Genomic DNA, 16,349 nt, shown 5'->3' with positions numbered 1-16,349 from the left:
TGGCACTGGCGCCGGTCACCTCCTCTTCCGTGGGGAGAGGTCGGATTGCCCCGAATTACCCTTTGCAATTCGGCTGGCAATCAGCGTGAGGGGCGCGCGCCTAAAGCTTCGTCCACGCCCCATTCTTCTTGGAAGACTTCACGCAGGCCTCGATGAAGGCCATGCCTTCGACGCCATCGTCGATGGTCGGGAAGACGACCTCCTTGCCCGGCTTGCCACCCTTCTTGCGCGCCGCGCGGATGGCGCGCGCGGCTTCCTGGTAGATGTTGGCGAAGCCTTCGAGATAGCCCTCGGGATGGCCCGACGGCACGCGGCTGACACGGCCCGCCACCGGCAGCGCGCCGGCGCCATTGCGGGTGATCAACTGCTTGGGCTGGCCGAACGGCGTGTACCAGAGATAGTTCGGATCGGCCTGCACCCATTCCAGCCCGCCCTTCGAACCATAGATGCGCAGCTTCAGCCCGTTTTCGTGGCCCGGCGCCACCTGGCTGGCCCAGATCATGCCCTTGGCCGGATGCGCCTTGCCCGGCGCCTTGAAGCGCAGCATGACGTTGACATTGTCGTCAAGCTGCCGCCCCGGCACGAAGGCGTCGAGATCGGCCGACAGCGAATCCAGCTCCAGTCCGGAAACGAAGCGGGCGAGATTGTAGGCATGCGTGCCGATGTCGCCCAGCGCGCCGCCGGCGCCCGCCTGCTTGGGATCGCCTCGCCATGACGCCTGCTTCTGGCCTGTCGCGGCAAGGTCCTCGGTCAGCCAGTCCTGCGGGTACTCCGATTGCACGATGCGGATGTCGCCGAGCACGCCCTTGGCCACCATTTCGCGCGCCTGCCGCACCATCGGATAGGCGGTGTAATTGTGGGTGAGCACGAACACCTTGCCGGTCTTCTCGACGATCGCCGCCAGCTTCTTCGCTTCGGCCAGTGTCGTTGCCAGCGGCTTGTCGCAGATGACGTGGATGCCGGCCTCGAGAAAGGCCTTGGCTGCAGGCACGTGCACGTTGTTGGGCGTGACGATGGCAACCGCCTCGATGCCGTCGGGGCGCTTCGCCTCGGCCTTGGCCATCTCGGCGTAGGACGCGTAGCTGCGCTCCGGATCGAGGCCGAGTTCGACCGCCGACGCCTTGGCACGCGCCGGGTCGGACGACAGGGCGCCCGCGACCAGCACGAAATCATTGTCCATGCGCGCCGCGATGCGATGCACCGCGCCGATGAAGGCGCCCTGCCCGCCACCCACCATGCCGTAGCGGATCGGGCCGCCTCCCGCTTCCGCCTTCGATGCGCCGACCATGTCTCTCTCCCTCGTGCTATTACCTCTCCTCGAGGAGGGGTCGATCCGCGCAGCGGATCTGATGGGTCGTAAAAGGCGGAGTTCGGGATGAACCGACCCAGCCACTCGGAGCACCCTCCCCTCGAGGGGGAGGGAAAAGTCGCGCTAGATGCCCATCATCGAGCGCAGCAGCTTCTTGTCGGTGGTGCCGCCGGCAAAGTCGTCGAATGCCTTTTCCGTCACGCGGATGATGTGGTGCTGGATGAAGGGCGCGCCTTCGGCCGCGCCGTCTTCCGGATGCTTCAGGCAGCACTCCCACTCCAGCACCGCCCAGGAATCATAATTGTACTGCGTCAGCTTGGAGAAGATGCCACCGAAATCCACCTGCCCGTCACCAAGCGAGCGGAAGCGGCCGGCGCGGTTGGTCCAGCTCTGATAGCCGGAATAGACGCCTTGCCGGCCGGTCGGGTTGAACTCGGCATCCTTTACGTGGAACGCCTTGATGCGCTCGTGGTAGATGTCGATGAATTCGAGATAGTCGAGCTGCTGCAAGAGGAAGTGCGACGGGTCGTAGTTGATGTTGCAGCGCTTGTGGCCGCCGACCGCATCGAGGAACATCTCGAAGGTGGCGCCGTCGAACACGTCCTCGGAAGGATGAATTTCGTAGCCGACATCGACGCCATTGTCCTCATACACATCGAGGATCGGCTTCCAGCGTTTGCCGAGTTCGCCAAAGGCCTCCTCGATCAGTCCGGCCGGCCGCTGCGGGAAGGGATAGAGGTAAGGGAAAGCCAGCGAGCCGGTGAACGACACCGAGGCATTCAGCCCGAGATTGCGCGATGCCTTGGCGCCGAACTTCATCTGCTCGACCGCCCATTTCTGCCGCGCCTTGGGATTGTTGTGGACCGAGGCCGGCGCGAAGCCGTCGAACTGCGTATCATAGGCCGGATGGACCGCCACCAACTGCCCCTGCAGATGCGTCGACAGTTCGGTGATCTCGACGCCGGCATCGGCACAGATGCCCTTGACCTCGTCGCAATAGGTCTTGGAAGAAGCTGCCTTCTTGAGGTCGAACAGGCGCCCGTCCCAGGTCGGGATCTGCACGCCCTTATAGCCGAGACCGGCGGCCCATTTGGTGATCGAGGCCAGCGAATTGAATGGCGCCGCATCACCCGCGAACTGCGCCAGAAACAGCCCAGGGCCCTTCATTGTCGTTGGCATCGGCATCCTCCCTCATTTTGTCGCGACCAAGCATAGCGCCGATTGGAAGCAGGGCCAGCCATTTTGGTCTTTCGCACCAGGCGCTTTGGAGGCACTGCCATTCTGGTATTACCAAATAGCGGAATTTGGTCAAGCCTCGCAACGTATCATCAAAGCCGTCGGCAAGCTCGAAATATCGCCATATATCACAATACAATCAATGGAATAATTCGCACACGAAGTTGCGCTTCCGCGCTTCTTGCCGTTCCAGGAAATTTGCTGTAGACCTCACTTCAGGCCCAATTGGTCGAACCAGTTTGCAGGAAAAGGCTGGGGGTGCCTTGGGGAGGAACCCTTGCGTCGCCTTTCGGCGATGCATGTCGCAGGCAAACCATACGGACGAATTGGGAAGGACAGACCATGCATCTTTCGACGCACAACTGGATGCGCGCGGAACCCTTGGAGACGACCCTAAAGCGCATCAAGAAGTTCGGCTATGAGTCGATCGAGATTTCCGGTGAGCCCGAACAGTACAAGACCAAGGAGACGCGGGCGCTGCTGAAGGAGCATGGCATCCGCTGCTGGGGCGCGGTGACCTTGATGCTGGGCGAACGCAACCTTGCCGCCAAGAACCAGGGCCAGCGCGAGCGCTCGGTGCAGTACGTCAAGGACGTCCTGACCATGGTCAGCGAACTCGACGGCGAGATCATCACGCTGGTTCCGGCAACGGTCGGCAAGGTAGTGCCGGACGGCACCGAGGAAGAGGAATGGAAGTGGGTGGTCGACGCGACCCGCGAGTGCTTCACCCATGCCAAGAAGGTCGGCGTCAAGATCGCGGTCGAGCCGCTCAACCGCTTCGAGACCTACCTGTTCAATCGTGGCGCCCAGGCGCTGGCGCTGGCCGATGCCGTGAGCCCCGAATGCGGCGTCTGCCTCGACGCCTACCACATCCACATGGAGGAATTTAACGTCTACGACGCCATCCGTAAGGTCGGAAAGCGCCTGTTCGACTTCCATGTCGCCGACAACAACCGCTTCGCCGCCGGCCTTGGCCAAATCGACTGGCCGAAGATCGTCGCCACCTTGAAGGAAGTGGGCTACGACGGCGCGCTGACCAACGAGTTCGTCGCCCCGGTCGACCGCACGCCGGCGGCGCCCTATCCCGAAATGGTCGAGCGCCACCCGGTCGATATCTCGCCGGAGCAGCTGAAGTTCATCCAGGATCACGGCTCCAGCGTGCTCACCGAGAAATTCTACACCGACCAGATGCGCATCACCGCCGAAACGCTGCTGCCGCTGATCAAGTAGTCGATAGCTTTTGGGAAATTTGCCCTTCCGCCCTGACCGGCGGCAGGGCTGGGGAAAGACATGCGCATCAAGACCGTCCAAGCCTGGTGGGTCCGCATCCCGATCGAAGCCGCTCGGCAGCACCGCAGCGATTTCGGCCAGGTGACGACCTTCGACGCCGCCATCCTGCGCATCGAAACCGATGACGGGCTGGTCGGCTGGGGCGAAGGCAAGAACGCCGCCGGCAGCGCCGGCAGCTACGGCGCCCTCGTCCACATGCTGAACCATGAGGTCGGTCCGCAGCTGATCGGCCGCGATCCGGCCGATATCGGAATCATCTGGGAGATGCTCTACAATGGCGTGCGCCACGACAGTGCCGCGCGCACCGGCCACGCCATGCCGCAGCTGGCCCGGCGCGGCATGAGCATCGCCGCCATCAGCGCGATTGACATCGCGCTCTGGGACATCCTGGGCAAGTCGCTCGGCGTGCCGGTCTGGCGGCTGCTCGGCGGCCGCAAGGTCGACCGCATGCAGGCCTATGCCTCGGGCGGCTGGGCGTCCGCGGATGCCATCGGCGAGCAATTGAAATCCTACATCGCCCGGGGCGGCTTCAAGGCGCTGAAGATGCGGGTCGGCGCCATGGATGGGGCAGCACACGTCTCCGCCGCGCGTGTGCGCGCCGCACGCCAGGCGCTCGGCCCCGATGTCGAACTGATGGTCGACGCCCACGGCACCTATACGGTGGCGGAAGCCAAGCGCTTCATTCACCTTGTCAACGACCTCGATCTCGCCTGGTTCGAGGAGCCGATCATTGCCGACGACAAACCGGGCATGGCGGAAGTGCGGGCCTCCGGCGCTGTTCCGATCGCCACCGGCGAGAGCGAGGCGACGCGTTATGCCTTCCGCGATCTTGCCGTGCTCAAATCAGCCGATATCTTCCAGCCCGATCCCGCCTTCTGCGGCGGCATCAGCGAGGCGATGAAGATCGGCACCATCGCCAGCGCCTTCAACCTGCGCTTTGCGCCACATCTGTGGGCCGGCGCGCCGTGCTTCTTCGCCGGCTTGCATGTCTGCGCCGCCTCGCCGTCGAGTTTCATCGTCGAATATTCGCTAGGCGCCAACCCGATGATCCATGATCTGATCGAAGAGACTGTCGAAGCAACGGACGGTATGATAGCGATCCCGGAAAAGCCCGGATTGGGGTTCACCATTTCGGAGCGATTCCTAGAGGCGCACGCGCAACGCAGTTGACGATGAAAGAAAAGAACCTCCTCGCGGAACTCGCCGCCTATCTGTTCTCCCACTCGGACAGCGAGACCGGCCGCACGCCGTCGGAGCGTGAACTGGCCGAGCATTTCGGCGTCAGCCGCGGCCAGATCCGCGAGGCGCTGGCCATTCTGGAAGCCATGCGCATCGTCGAGCGTCGGGCGAAGTCCGGCATCTACATCGACACCAAGCAGGCGAGCGTCGAGGCGTTGGCCCTGTTCGCGCGCGCCGGGCTGCCGCTCGATCCGTTGCAGATCTACGAGACGGTCGAGTTGCGCAAGATCCATGAGATCAAGGCCGCCGAGCTTGCCTGTTCGCGCGCCACCGAGGAGAATTTCGAACGGCTGCGCGAGATCCTCAAGGCTTCCGAGGAGCGCATCGCCGCCGGCGAAGGCCTCGCCAAGGAAGACCGCGAGTTCCACCTCGAGATCGTTCGCGCCACCAAGAACAGCGTCTTCCACAACATCTGCAGCGTCTACTATCTGATGGGCGAACAGCGCCTGCCGATCTACTTCAACGATCCCGAACGCAGCGTGCGCTCGCATGCCGAGCATGTGCAGATCTACGAGGCTTTGCTGCGCCGCGACGGCAATCTCGCCCAGGCGCTGATGAGTGCCCACCTTCAAGGCGCGGAGAGCTATTGGAAGGGACTGATCGAGGGCGGCAACGCGGTTGCCGCGAGCCCGGCGCTCGAAAAGGCCTGACCGTGGTCCAGTCCGTGCCAAAGATCCTGTCGACCCATCCGCTGCACCCGCGCGCCTCGGCCAAGCTCGCCGGCGCCGGTCAACTCGTCATCGCTTCGGCCCTCGATGCCGCCACCTTGACCCGGGAGGCGAAGGATTCCGACATCGTCATCGTGCGCGCGCCGCTGCCACCAGCCCTGTTCGAGGGTGCCTGGAAGCTGCGGGCGGCGATCCGCCATGGCGCCGGGCTCGACATGATACCAATGGAAGCGGCGGCCGCCGCCGGCGTGCTGGTGGCCAACGTGCCGGCGGTCAACGCGCGCTCGGTCGCGGAGCACGTCATGTTCACCGCGCTGGCGCTGCTGCGGCAATTCCGCAGGGTCGACCGCGACCTGCGCGCCAAAGGCTGGCTCGCCGGACGCGAGCATGCCAACACCAATGTCGAGCTTGCCGGCAAGACCATCGGGATCGTCGGCCTCGGCGCCGTCGGCCAGGCCGTCGGTCATATCGCGGCGCATGGTTTCGACCTGAAAGTGGTGGCAACGACGCGCAGCATGCAGCCGGCGCCGGACAAGGTCGGCTTCCTGTCGATCGACGCGCTGGTCGAGCAGAGCGACATCATCGTGCTCTGCTGTCCGCTGACGCCGGAGACGCGTGGCCTGATCAGCCGCGAGCGTATCGCGCGCATGAAACCCAACGCGCTGCTCATCAACGTTTCGCGTGGGCCGGTCGTCGATGACGACGCCCTGATCGAGGCCTTGCGGGAGCGCCGCATCGGCGGCGCCGCGCTCGACGTGTTCTCGACGCAGCCGCTGCCGTCCAATCATCCCTATTTCGGCTTCGACAACGTCATCATCACCCCGCATATGGCAGGGATTACCGAGGAATCGATGATGCGCATGGGCGTCGGCGCGGCGGGCGAAGCCTTGCTCGTGCTGGCCGGCAAGCTGCCGGTCAATCTGCGCAATCCGGAAGTTGTCGATCATTACCGGAGACGGTTTCCGGTCGATATCTAGAGCATCGCGGTTTCGCCGCAATTCTTCGTGACGGTGCGGCCATGTCCGGTGTTCGCCTTGCATTTCTTGGTCTTGCCGCATGTTTGACTGCGGGCTTGCCCGTGCTCGCTGCGGCACAAAGCAGCGATTATGTCTACTGCAGCAATGGGATCGTCTGCATCAGGGACCCCTGCCCGTCGGGCAATGCACTCGACTTGGTCACTGGCAAGATCATCAAGGGCGTGGCGCTGAACACCACCGAATTGTCGCCGCTGAACAGATCCGAACCTGGCTTCTCCGACAAGCTCCATGCGGGAAAGCTCGTCATCCGAGGATCCATCCAGCATCGCGGTGAGCCAAACGACCCGCCGATGCTGGTCGTTACCAATGTCGAACGCGCTTCCAAGACAGGCGAACGCAAGCGCTGCGCGGCGCACTGATTGCCTATCTGAGGCACACCGCCCCGTCAGAACAGGCGCTCCACTTCGGCGGCAATCCGCAGCAGATGCCGGTCGTGGCCATTGCGCGCGACCAGCATCAGTCCGGCCGGCAGCGCCATATCAGGCATCGGCAGCGAGATCGCGCAGAGGTCGAACTGGTTGGCGACCTGTGTGTTGCGCAACAGCAGGCCTTCGACGTGGTCGCGCAACTCGGCATTCTCAGCCATGGAGACGATGGTCGGCGCCGTCACCGGCGTGGTCGGCAGCACCAGCACATCGACCGACGCCAGCCGCTCATCCATGGCGGCGACAAGCGCGCGGCGGCGGCGCAAGGCCCTGATGTAGACCGGCACCGGCAGCATTGCCGCTCGCGACAAAGGCCCGCTGACGTGCGGGTCGACCGGCACCGATGCGCCTGTCGCCAGCCAGTCGGCATGCACCTCGGCCCCCTCCATGGCAGCGATCGAGCCACGTTTGGTCGCCGCGCGCAGATCGGCGATCATGTCGTCGATCGACAGATCCGCAATGCGCGCGCCAGCCTGCTCGATCTTGCCGAGACAACGCTCGAACGACGTCATGACCTCACCGTCCGTGTCGCCGAAAAGAACGCCCCGCGGCACACCAACGCGAAGTCCCGCGAGCGACATGGCCACCAGCTCGGTCGGCGCCTCGCCGGCCATCACGGCGTCGGCGGCGGCGCATTGCACGACGGTTCGGGCAAGCGGCCCGATCGAATCCAAGGTGCCAGACAGCGGAAAGGCGCCGGCCAGCGGCACGCGCCGCGCCGTCGGCTTGAAGCCGACGACGCCATTGAGCGCGGCGGGAATGCGGATCGACCCGCCGGTGTCGGATCCGATCGAGATGTCGCTCGTTCCCTCGCCGACGGAAACGCCGGCGCCGGACGACGAGCCGCCGGGGATGCGTGCGGCGTCAGCGGCATTGCCTGGCGTGCCGTAGTGCATGTTGTCGCCGATCGCGGTGAAGGCGAATTCGGTCATGTTGGTCTTGCCGATGATGACCGCACCGGCCTGCCGCAGACGAAGGACAATGGCGGCGTCACCCGAAGCGGGCGCGCCGGTTCCGAGCATCAGCGAGCCGGCCCTGGTTGGCTCGCCGGCGACATCGAACAGATCCTTGATCGAGACGACGGTGCCGTCGAGCGGTCCGAGCGTCACACGGGCGCGCTTACGGGCGTCGCTGGCGTCCGCCGCGGCCCGCGCGGGTTCGACATAGAGCCTGGTGAAAACCATCTCGTCGGCAGCACGATTGGCAAGACGTGACAGGATGATTTCGAGACGGTCGCGGATGGATTGCATGTCGATGTCGGACTCCGTCAGAATGCAACGTCTTTAAAGCAATTTCAGGAAAAGTGCGTGCGGTTTTCCCCGGGCAAAGCGCATGGCGCTTTTGCCCTTCGGAATTGCGAAAAAACAAGGACTTAACGCAGCCGGTTGGGCCTGCGAAAGGCATAGCCCGGCTAGCGTGCCTTTGCACCTGCCAGCGATAGGAAGATACTGATGCTGTACAAAGGCAGCTGTCACTGCGGCAAGGTCGGCCTCGAATTCAAGGCGGAACTGACCGGTGCCATCAGGTGCAATTGTTCGATCTGCTCACGCAAGGGCGCCTTGCTGTGCGCCATCCCGCATGAGAGCCTGACCGTCCTGGCCTGGGGCGATGATCTGGGCACTTACACATTCGGCAACCACACCATGGCGCACCGCTTCTGCCGCACCTGCGGCATCCACCCTTTCGCCGAGGATATCCGCGAAAGCGGTGAACGCACCGCCTACATCAACCTCAACTGCGTCGCCGATATCGACCCGTCCACCTTGCCGGTCTTCGATTTCGACGGGCGTTCGGCCTGAGCGCTCCCATGCCGCATCACCGGTAGCCCGTTGCGTCGGCTGGCTTGCCGGCGTCCTGGACCTCCGGCACGTAGCGCCAGGCATCGGGCCGCGAACCGTCGAGATCGGTAAAGCCGTAGACCTGCGCCAGCCCGCCGCTGGACAGCGACTGCCCGTTCCAGCGTGAGCGATTGGGATCCGCAGCCAACGCGGCAACGGCGCGCCCAACGAAGCGCGGCGTCTCCGAAATGACGAAATGCGGCACCGTCGCGGTCGCATCACGCCAGTTCTCCTCGCGCACCCCGAAGGCTTCCAGCATCATCTCCGACCGTAACCAGCCGGGCGTCAGCGAGACTGAGGTGGCTCCGTGTTTCGCAAGGTCCTTGGCATGGGCCCAAGCCATGCGGTTCACGGCGACCTTGGCGAGATCGTAGAAAGGCGACAGGCGGTAGTGATCGGCATTGTATTCGGCGGTGCCGTCCGTGACTTCGACCAGCAGCCCGCCTGGCTGCTCGATCATGAGAGGTAGCGCATGGTGGGCGGTGATCAGATGCGTGTCTATGGCCAGACGCAGCATGCGCAAACCGTTCTCCAGATTGTGGTCCCAGACTGGCTTGTCCCATTCGAACAGCTTTTCACCGCCCCAGATGTCGTTGACCAGGATATCGAGACGGCCCTGTTCGGTGCGGATGCGCTCGACCAGACTGCGCACATCGTCGGCCACGAGATGATCCACCTGCACGGCGATGCCCCTGCCGCCGCTCGCCGTAACCATTTCCGCCGTCTCCTCGATTGTTTCGGGCCGGGCATACTCGGATTGCCGCGCGCGCGTGCTTCGCCCAGTGACATAGACAGTGGCGCCGGCAGCGCCGAGCTCGACCGCTATGCCGCGCCCGGCACCTCGTGTGCCACCGGCAACCAGGGCAACTTTTCCTTGCAACGTCATTGAACGCTCCCAAAAACAGCACCATCGATCAAATGGGGATGGCTTGCGCCACGTCCATCATATATAAATGATCATTCGGTTATATTGGAATGTCAAGATGACCCGCCCCAAGACCCAATCCGACGAGCAGGTGCTGGAGAGCGCATTGCGGCTGATCCACGAGCATGGCCCGGAGGCGCTTACCTTCGAGCGTCTGGCAAAGGCCTGTGGCCTCTCCGGTGCAACATTGGTGCAGCGCTTTGGAAATAAGGCGCGGTTGAATCAGCGCACTTTGCTGCATGCCTGGGACGGTCTCGACGACAGGACCAGGACGCTGGCCGCCAGCGTGCCCAAGACCCCGGCCGGCGCCATTGAATTGCTGGTGGCTCTGTCGCAAGGTTATGGCGGCATCGAAGCCTATGCCGAAGGCCTGCTCGTCTTGCGCGAGGATTTGCGTGACCCCGTGCTCAGGACGCGCGGCGCGGCCTGGAAGACAGCCCTTTGCAAGGCACTGGCGGCTTGTTTCGTGGCAACGCCCACACCGCCCCCGGACATCGGCCTGCTGATGGCGTCGCACTGGCAAGGCGCCCTCCTGTGGTGGAGCTTCGACCCGACGACTGAAGTCGCCACCTATATCGAGGACAGTCTCAACCGCTTCGTTGCCGCCATCACAACGGCAGCGGCCCGAGAACCATAATGGCTCTCGGGCCGCTGGGCAGGTCAGGGATGGGAGATCATTCGGCCCGCTTCGGGCCGCGCAGGAACACGACGATCGCCGCCAGCAGCGTTGCAATGCCGCAATAAGCGAAGGCGCTGGCCACGCCGGTATGGTCGACCAGCAAGCCGCCGAAGACGGCGCCCAGCGCGATCGCCACCTGGAAGGTTGCCACCATCAAGCCGCCGGCACTTTCGGCCTGGTCCGGTGCTGCCCGCACCAGCCAGCTCTGCAGCCCGACCGGCACCGCGCCGAAGGCAAAACCCCAGGCGGCGACGGCGGTGGCGGCAATCGTCGGCGAGGCGCCAAAGATCAGCATCGAGGCGGCGGCCAGCGCAATCAGCAAGGGCGCCAGGGCAACGGCCGCCTTGAGATTACGCTCCGCCAGGATGCCGCCGGCGATATTGCCGAAGAAACCGCCGACGCCATATGCCAGCAGCACCAGCGAGATCGTCTCGATGTCGAGCACCGGCACCTTTTCGAGGAACGGGCGCACATAGGTGAAGCCGGCAAAATGCCCGGACGCGACCAGCAGCACGACCAGCAGGGCCACCCGGATCGACGGCCGCTCCAGCACATCGAGCAAGGTGCGGAAGCTTGCGACGCCCACCGGTGGCAGCTTTGGAATGGTGGCCAATTGCACCAGCAGCGCCAAGGCGCCGACGATGGTCGCAATCATGAACGCCGTGCGCCATCCCCAGATGTCGCCAACATAGGCGCCGACCGGAGCGGCGGTGACGGTGGCCAGCGAGACGCCGGTGAGGATGATCGACATGGCGCGCGGCATCAGCCGCATCGGCACCAGCCGCAAGGCCATTGCCGCCGACATCGCCCAGAAACCGCCTAGCGCAACGCCGAGCACGACGCGGGCAAGCAGAAGCATGGACAGCGATGAGGCAAAGGTTGCCAGGAGGTTGGACAGGATGAGGAATGCCGTCAGCATCCACATGACAAGCCTGCGGTCCATGCGCCTTGTGATGATGGCCATGGTGGGCGCTGCGATGGCGCCGACTATGGCTGTTGCCGTCACCGCTTGACCGGCCACGCCTTCGCTGACACCGAGATCGCGCGCCATCGGCGTCAGCAGGCTGGCGGGCAGGAATTCGGCGGTGACGAGACCGAAAACGCCAAGCGCCAACGAAACCACCGCACCCCATGCCGGCTCGGCTCGTTCATCGGATTCTGTGGAGTTCAGAAGTGCGGCGTCGATGACGCCTGTCGCGGGTTCGGCCATGGTCAGTCTCCGATTTGTTTGCAGCGCAACATTTGGCTGCGATGCAACATAGGGAGTGACGGGTTGGAGTTTCCATGCTAGAAACCCCATCATGCATGACCATTCGTCCAAAATCCCGATTACCGGCGACCCACTGACAGACATATTGCGGGGCCTGCGTCTCGACGGTGTCGAGTATGGCCGCTGCGAAATGAAGGAGCCTTGGGGTATCCAGTTCCCGGCTCAGCCCGGAGCCCGGTTTCATTTCATCGGCCGCAAGGGCTGCTGGCTCAAGCAGCCATCCGGCGAATGGGTGCAGCTCAATGCTGGCGACGCTGTGCTGCTTCCACGAGGCGAGGCGCATGTGCTGGCCAGCGAACCCGGAGCGCAGGCCTGGCCGATCCATGGCTACGAGCTCGAGGAGGTCTGCAAGGACGTCTATTGCACGTCAAACGCGGAGATGTGCGACAAGAATTGCCAGCCCGGAACGCTGCTGTTCTGCGCCGCGATGTATTTCAACATCGACGGCCTGCACCCCCTGCTCGGCATGATGCCGGACGTGATGCGCACGCACGAGCTGGAAGCCTACGAGCCCGGCATTCCACATTTGCTGGAGTCCATGGCGCGCGAAGTGACGATGGAGCGTGTCGGCTCCGGCGGCATCCTGGCACGGCTGGCCGATGTGCTTGCCGCCACCGTCATCCGCTCCTGGGTCGAACGTGGTTGCGGCGATTCCTCCGGCTGGATCGCCGCGGTCAAGGACCGCGACATTGGTCGCGTGCTGGCCGCCATCCATCTCGAACCTGACCATGACTGGACGGTCGAGTCGCTTGCCCGGATGATGGGCGCCTCGCGCTCGGGCTTTGCCGAACGCTTCGCCACCATCGTCGGCGAAACGCCGGCAAGATATGTCACCCAGGTCAAGATGCATCAGGCGCGTCAGTGGCTGGTCCGCGACCGGATGAAAATATCAGTCGTTGCGGCCCGCCTTGGCTATGAATCGGACGCCGCCTTCAGCCGTGCCTTCAAGCGCGTCATCGGCGCGGCGCCCAGCCATCTGCGCGCCGAGGAACAGGCCGAAATCCGCCAGGCCAGTTGAGCCGATGTCCTTCGTTGCAAGGCTACCCGGCTGATCAGAAACAGCGCTTCACCCGGCGTGGCGCAAGCTGACACCGCTGCCCTTGTCGAACAGCACCACCTTGTCCGGGTTCCAGGCAAAACGCACCGGCTGTTCGATCGCGACATCGGTCCTGGCCGGCACCGTGGCGCGCAGTGTTGTCTCGCCGACGCGCAGCGTCAGGATCTTCTCGACGCCATGATTTTCCACGTCATGGACACGCGCCTCGACCGGAGCGCCGCTTTCCAGATAGACATCTTCGGGACGGATGCCGAAGACGAGCGGGCGACCGTCGGTCGCCGCACTCGTCTTGGCTCCCCCAGAAAGCGGCAGCTCGAAATTCATCGGCGCCATCACCGCGCGGTTGTTGACCAGCCTGCCATCGATGAGGTTCATCGGCGGCGAGCCGACGAAGCTCGCCACATAGGTGTCGCGGGGATTGTTGTAGATCTCGTGCGGCGTGCCGGTCTGGACGATGCGGCCATGGTTGAGCACGCCAACCTTGTCACCCATCGACATCGCCTCGATCTGGTCGTGGGTGACGAACAGGAATGTGGCGCCCAGCTGTATCTGCAGGTTCTTCAGTTCCGTGCGCAGCGCCTCGCGCAATTTGGCATCGAGCGCCGACAGCGGCTCATCCATCAGGAACACACGCGGCTTGCGCACAATGGCGCGGCCGATCGAGACACGCTGCATCTCGCCGCCGGACAGGCGGTCGGTCTTGCGGTCGAGCAGGTGCTCGATGCGCAGTGTGCGGGCAGCGCGGTCGACGCGGTCCTTGATCTCGGCATCGGGCAGCCGGCGGATCTTCGGCTTCAGCGGGAATTCGAGGTTTTCCCGCACCGTGTAGCGTGGATAGAGCGAATATTGTTGCAGCACCAGCGCCACGTCGCGTTCGGCCGCGCCCCAGTCGGCCACGTCGACGCCGTCGATGACGACCTGACCTTCGCTCGGTTTCTCGAGGCCCGCGATCAGCCGCAGCGTCGTCGTCTTGCCGGCGCCCGTCTCGCCGAGCAGCACGAAGAACTCGCCATCGGCGATGTCGAGATCGAGCCCGGTCAGGGCCGTGTGATTACCGAAACTCTTTGAGATATTCTTGAGCTGGATATGGGCCATCACAATCTCACTTCCAGCGACTTGCCGCTTGCCTTGTCGAAGAAATGCGCCTGCGTCGGATCGATCCGCGCAAAGACCTTCTCGCCAGGCCCCGAGATGAAGCCGCTCTTGGTACGCGCGCGCAGCATCTTGGAGCCGACCTTCAGGTCGACAATATCGAAGGACCCGAGCGGCTCGACGATCTGCGTCTCGACGGCCATGAAGCCGTCGGCCGCGTCACGGCGAATGAGCACGCCTTCCGGACGGATGCCGAGCGCCAGCTGGCCGCCGGCATGGCCGTTGAGCTTCGACAACAGCACGCGCGGAAACTCGAAGCCGGTGGCCGCGTCGCCGACCGTCACCGATGCGGACGCGGCTTTTTCAGCCACCGCCGCGTCGGCGACATTCATCACCGGGCTGCCGACGAATTGCGCCACGAACAGATTGGCCGGGCGCGAATAGACCTCGTCGGGCGTGCCCACCTGCTGCAGCACGCCTTCATGCATGATGACGATGCGGTCGGCGAGGCTCATCGCCTCGATCTGGTCGTGCGTGACATAGATCGTGGTTGAGCCCTGCTTGATGTGCAGCCGCTTGATCTCGGCCCGCATCTCCTCGCGCAGCTTGGCATCGAGCGCGCCGATCGGCTCATCCATCAGCATCGCCTTGGGCCGTCGCACCAGCGCCCGGCCGATGGCGACGCGCTGCATGTCGCCGCCCGACAGCGCCGATGGCTTCTTGCCAAGCAAATCCGATATCTGCAGCGTCTTGGCGACCGAGCGCACCTCGCTGTCGATCTCGGCCTTGCTCTTGCGCGTGGCGCGCAAGGGAAAGGCGATGTTCTCGTAGACGCTCATATGCGGATAGAGCGAGAACGACTGGAACACCATGGCGATGTCACGGTCGGCGGCCTTCAGATGCTGGACCGGCTTGCCGTCGATGAGGATGTCGCCCTCGTCGATCGTCTCCAGCCCGGCGATCGCGCGCAGCGTCGTCGTCTTGCCGCAGCCCGATTGGCCGAGCAGCACGATGAACTCATTGTCGGCAATCTTGAGGTTGAGGTCCTTGATGACCTGGACGGCGCCGAAGAATTTCTGGACGCCGCGAAGCTCGATCTGGGTCAATGCTCTGCTCCCGGATTTCGCACTGCATGCCCGGTGCCGGCCTCCTCCTCAGGCGCGATCTTCGAGGTGATGTTGAAGCCGATCAGCCCGATCAGGATGATGGTCAGGCCGTATGTGTGCAGCAGCATGTTCCAGGGCTGGCACAGTGCCACGATGCCAAGCACCATGAGCACCTGCGAACCAGGCTCCAGATATTTCTGATTGATGGCGCGAAAGCTCATTTGCGGATCGCTCCGAAGGACATGCCGCGCAACAGATGATTGCGGAGCAGGAAGGTGAAGATCGCGACCGGCAGCAGGAACAGGAACGTCCCGGCGGCGATCACCGTCCAGTCGGGCAGGCCGGAGCCGACCTGGCTGGGGATGAAGGGCGGCGCTGTCTGCGCACGGCGATTGGTCATGATCAGCGCGAAGGCATACTCGTTCCATGCCGTGATGAAGCAGAACACCGCGGTGGCGGCGATGCCTGTGGCGGCCTCCGGCAGCACGATCTTGAAGAAGGCCTCCATGCGCGTATAGCCGTCGACGAGGGCCGCTTCCTCATATTCTTTCGGGATCTCGTCCATGAACCCCTTCATCAGCCAGACCGAGAAGGACAGGTTGAAGGCGGTGTAGAGGATGATCAGGCCGATATGGGTGTCGTTGAGGCCGACCGCTCGGTACATAAGGAACATCGGGATCGCCACCACCACCGGCGGCAGCATGCGTGTCGACAGGATGAAGAAGAGCAGATCCGCCTCCCCCTTCACCTTGAAGCGCGAGAAGCCGTAGGCGGTGAACGTTCCCATGCCGACCGCCAGCACCGTCGAGGTGATGGCGATGATCAGCGAATTCAGGAAACGGCTCGGATAGCCCGACCACTGCACCTGGCCCTTGCCGTCGCGCACGATCTTCTCGCCGCCATCGAAAACAACCCGCTCCCACCATGGCGCCGCCGCATACTCTTCGGGCGTCGGCGGACTGCGCAATTGCGAGCGCTTGGTGAACAGCTTCACGAAAGGCGAGATTTCCGGCTGGAAGACGACCGTCGGCGGGATGGTCGTGGCCAGGTTGCGCGGCTTGAATGCCGTCGAGGCGATCCAGTAGATTGGAGCGAGGAAGATGATCGTCACCACCAGCACGGCGACGATGGCGACGCGGTTGAAGCCGATCTCGGAAGAGGTGCGCACGGCAGCCATC

General features: G+C 63.8%; 17 protein-coding genes. 8 read left to right on the top strand and 9 right to left on the bottom strand.

Going from position 1 to position 16,349, the window contains the following annotated elements; translation table 11 throughout:
- Positions 1-100 precede the first annotated feature (100 nt).
- Positions 101-1,288 (bottom strand): Gfo/Idh/MocA family protein, encoded by a 1,188-nt coding sequence (locus tag EB815_RS09145; protein ID WP_171883279.1) that lies wholly within the window; start codon positions 1,286-1,288, stop codon positions 101-103.
- A gap of 144 nt (positions 1,289-1,432) precedes the next feature.
- Positions 1,433-2,488: a sugar phosphate isomerase/epimerase family protein gene (locus tag EB815_RS09140; RefSeq protein WP_056568335.1), complete on the bottom strand. Its 1,056-nt coding sequence runs from the start codon at positions 2,486-2,488 to the stop codon at positions 1,433-1,435.
- A 399-nt stretch (positions 2,489-2,887) separates the two neighbouring features.
- On the opposite strand from EB815_RS09140, the gene EB815_RS09135 reads away from it, so the two are divergent.
- The 5 genes from EB815_RS09135 to EB815_RS09115 all read left to right on the top strand — a co-directional run bounded on the left by EB815_RS09135 (position 2,888) and on the right by EB815_RS09115 (position 7,138).
- Positions 2,888-3,775, top strand: coding sequence for a sugar phosphate isomerase/epimerase family protein (locus EB815_RS09135; protein ID WP_010911615.1), 888 nt, complete (start codon positions 2,888-2,890; stop codon positions 3,773-3,775).
- A gap of 60 nt (positions 3,776-3,835) precedes the next feature.
- Positions 3,836-5,005 carry a mandelate racemase/muconate lactonizing enzyme family protein gene (locus EB815_RS09130; protein WP_056568326.1) on the top strand — a complete coding sequence of 390 codons (1,170 nt, stop codon included), beginning with the start codon at positions 3,836-3,838 and terminating at the stop codon, positions 5,003-5,005.
- Positions 5,006-5,007: 2 nt separating this feature from the next.
- A complete protein-coding gene (locus EB815_RS09125) occupies positions 5,008-5,724 on the top strand; it encodes a FadR/GntR family transcriptional regulator (RefSeq protein WP_056568322.1) in 717 nt (238 codons plus the stop codon).
- 2 nt (positions 5,725-5,726) lie between these two features.
- Positions 5,727-6,719: a hydroxyacid dehydrogenase gene (locus tag EB815_RS09120; RefSeq protein ID WP_244494006.1), complete on the top strand. Its 993-nt coding sequence runs from the start codon at positions 5,727-5,729 to the stop codon at positions 6,717-6,719.
- 101 nt (positions 6,720-6,820) lie between these two features.
- Entirely contained in the window at positions 6,821-7,138 is a 318-nt protein-coding gene (locus EB815_RS09115; protein WP_244494007.1) for a hypothetical protein, read from the top strand.
- Positions 7,139-7,164: 26 nt separating this feature from the next.
- On the opposite strand, the gene EB815_RS09110 is transcribed toward EB815_RS09115, so the two are convergent.
- Positions 7,165-8,454: an amidase gene (locus EB815_RS09110; RefSeq protein ID WP_056568317.1), complete on the bottom strand. Its 1,290-nt coding sequence runs from the start codon at positions 8,452-8,454 to the stop codon at positions 7,165-7,167.
- A 201-nt stretch (positions 8,455-8,655) separates the two neighbouring features.
- On the opposite strand from EB815_RS09110, the gene EB815_RS09105 reads away from it, so the two are divergent.
- A complete protein-coding gene (locus EB815_RS09105; RefSeq protein WP_056568314.1) occupies positions 8,656-9,003 on the top strand; it encodes a GFA family protein in 348 nt (115 codons plus the stop codon).
- A gap of 16 nt (positions 9,004-9,019) precedes the next feature.
- Here the strand turns inward: EB815_RS09105 and EB815_RS09100 are convergent, their stop codons facing one another.
- On the bottom strand, positions 9,020-9,928 hold the full coding sequence (locus EB815_RS09100; protein WP_056568311.1) for an SDR family oxidoreductase: 909 nt from the start codon (positions 9,926-9,928) through the stop codon (positions 9,020-9,022).
- Positions 9,929-10,025: 97 nt separating this feature from the next.
- Here EB815_RS09100 and EB815_RS09095 point away from each other — a divergent pair, with 97 nt between their 5' ends.
- Positions 10,026-10,604: a TetR/AcrR family transcriptional regulator gene (locus EB815_RS09095; RefSeq protein ID WP_196772388.1), complete on the top strand. Its 579-nt coding sequence runs from the start codon at positions 10,026-10,028 to the stop codon at positions 10,602-10,604.
- 37 nt (positions 10,605-10,641) lie between these two features.
- Here the strand turns inward: EB815_RS09095 and EB815_RS09090 are convergent, their stop codons facing one another.
- Positions 10,642-11,856 carry an MFS transporter gene (locus EB815_RS09090; protein ID WP_056568305.1) on the bottom strand — a complete coding sequence of 405 codons (1,215 nt, stop codon included), beginning with the start codon at positions 11,854-11,856 and terminating at the stop codon, positions 10,642-10,644.
- A gap of 91 nt (positions 11,857-11,947) precedes the next feature.
- On the opposite strand from EB815_RS09090, the gene EB815_RS09085 reads away from it, so the two are divergent.
- Positions 11,948-12,934, top strand: a complete 987-nt coding sequence (locus EB815_RS09085; protein ID WP_056568302.1) for an AraC family transcriptional regulator — start codon at positions 11,948-11,950, stop codon at positions 12,932-12,934.
- Positions 12,935-12,982: 48 nt separating this feature from the next.
- On the opposite strand, the gene EB815_RS09080 is transcribed toward EB815_RS09085, so the two are convergent.
- Genes EB815_RS09080 through EB815_RS09065 form a run of 4 tightly spaced genes read right to left on the bottom strand, consistent with a single transcriptional unit; the run spans position 12,983 to position 16,348 of the window.
- Entirely contained in the window at positions 12,983-14,068 is a 1,086-nt protein-coding gene (locus EB815_RS09080; RefSeq protein ID WP_056568299.1) for an ABC transporter ATP-binding protein, read from the bottom strand.
- On the bottom strand, positions 14,068-15,171 hold the full coding sequence (locus EB815_RS09075; protein WP_056568296.1) for an ABC transporter ATP-binding protein: 1,104 nt from the start codon (positions 15,169-15,171) through the stop codon (positions 14,068-14,070). The genes EB815_RS09080 and EB815_RS09075 overlap by 1 nt, the downstream gene beginning before the upstream one ends.
- Positions 15,168-15,392: a hypothetical protein gene (locus EB815_RS09070; protein WP_056568293.1), complete on the bottom strand. Its 225-nt coding sequence runs from the start codon at positions 15,390-15,392 to the stop codon at positions 15,168-15,170. The genes EB815_RS09075 and EB815_RS09070 overlap by 4 nt, the downstream gene beginning before the upstream one ends.
- Positions 15,389-16,348, bottom strand: coding sequence for a carbohydrate ABC transporter permease (locus EB815_RS09065; protein WP_056568289.1), 960 nt, complete (start codon positions 16,346-16,348; stop codon positions 15,389-15,391). Before EB815_RS09065 ends, EB815_RS09070 begins: the two co-directional genes overlap by 4 nt.
- Position 16,349 lies beyond the last annotated feature (1 nt).

The sequence above is a fragment of the Mesorhizobium loti genome (assembly GCF_013170705.1).
Classification (GTDB): Bacteria; Pseudomonadota; Alphaproteobacteria; order Rhizobiales; family Rhizobiaceae; genus Mesorhizobium; species Mesorhizobium loti_D.
This window is presented reverse-complemented; position numbering and strand designations above follow the sequence as displayed.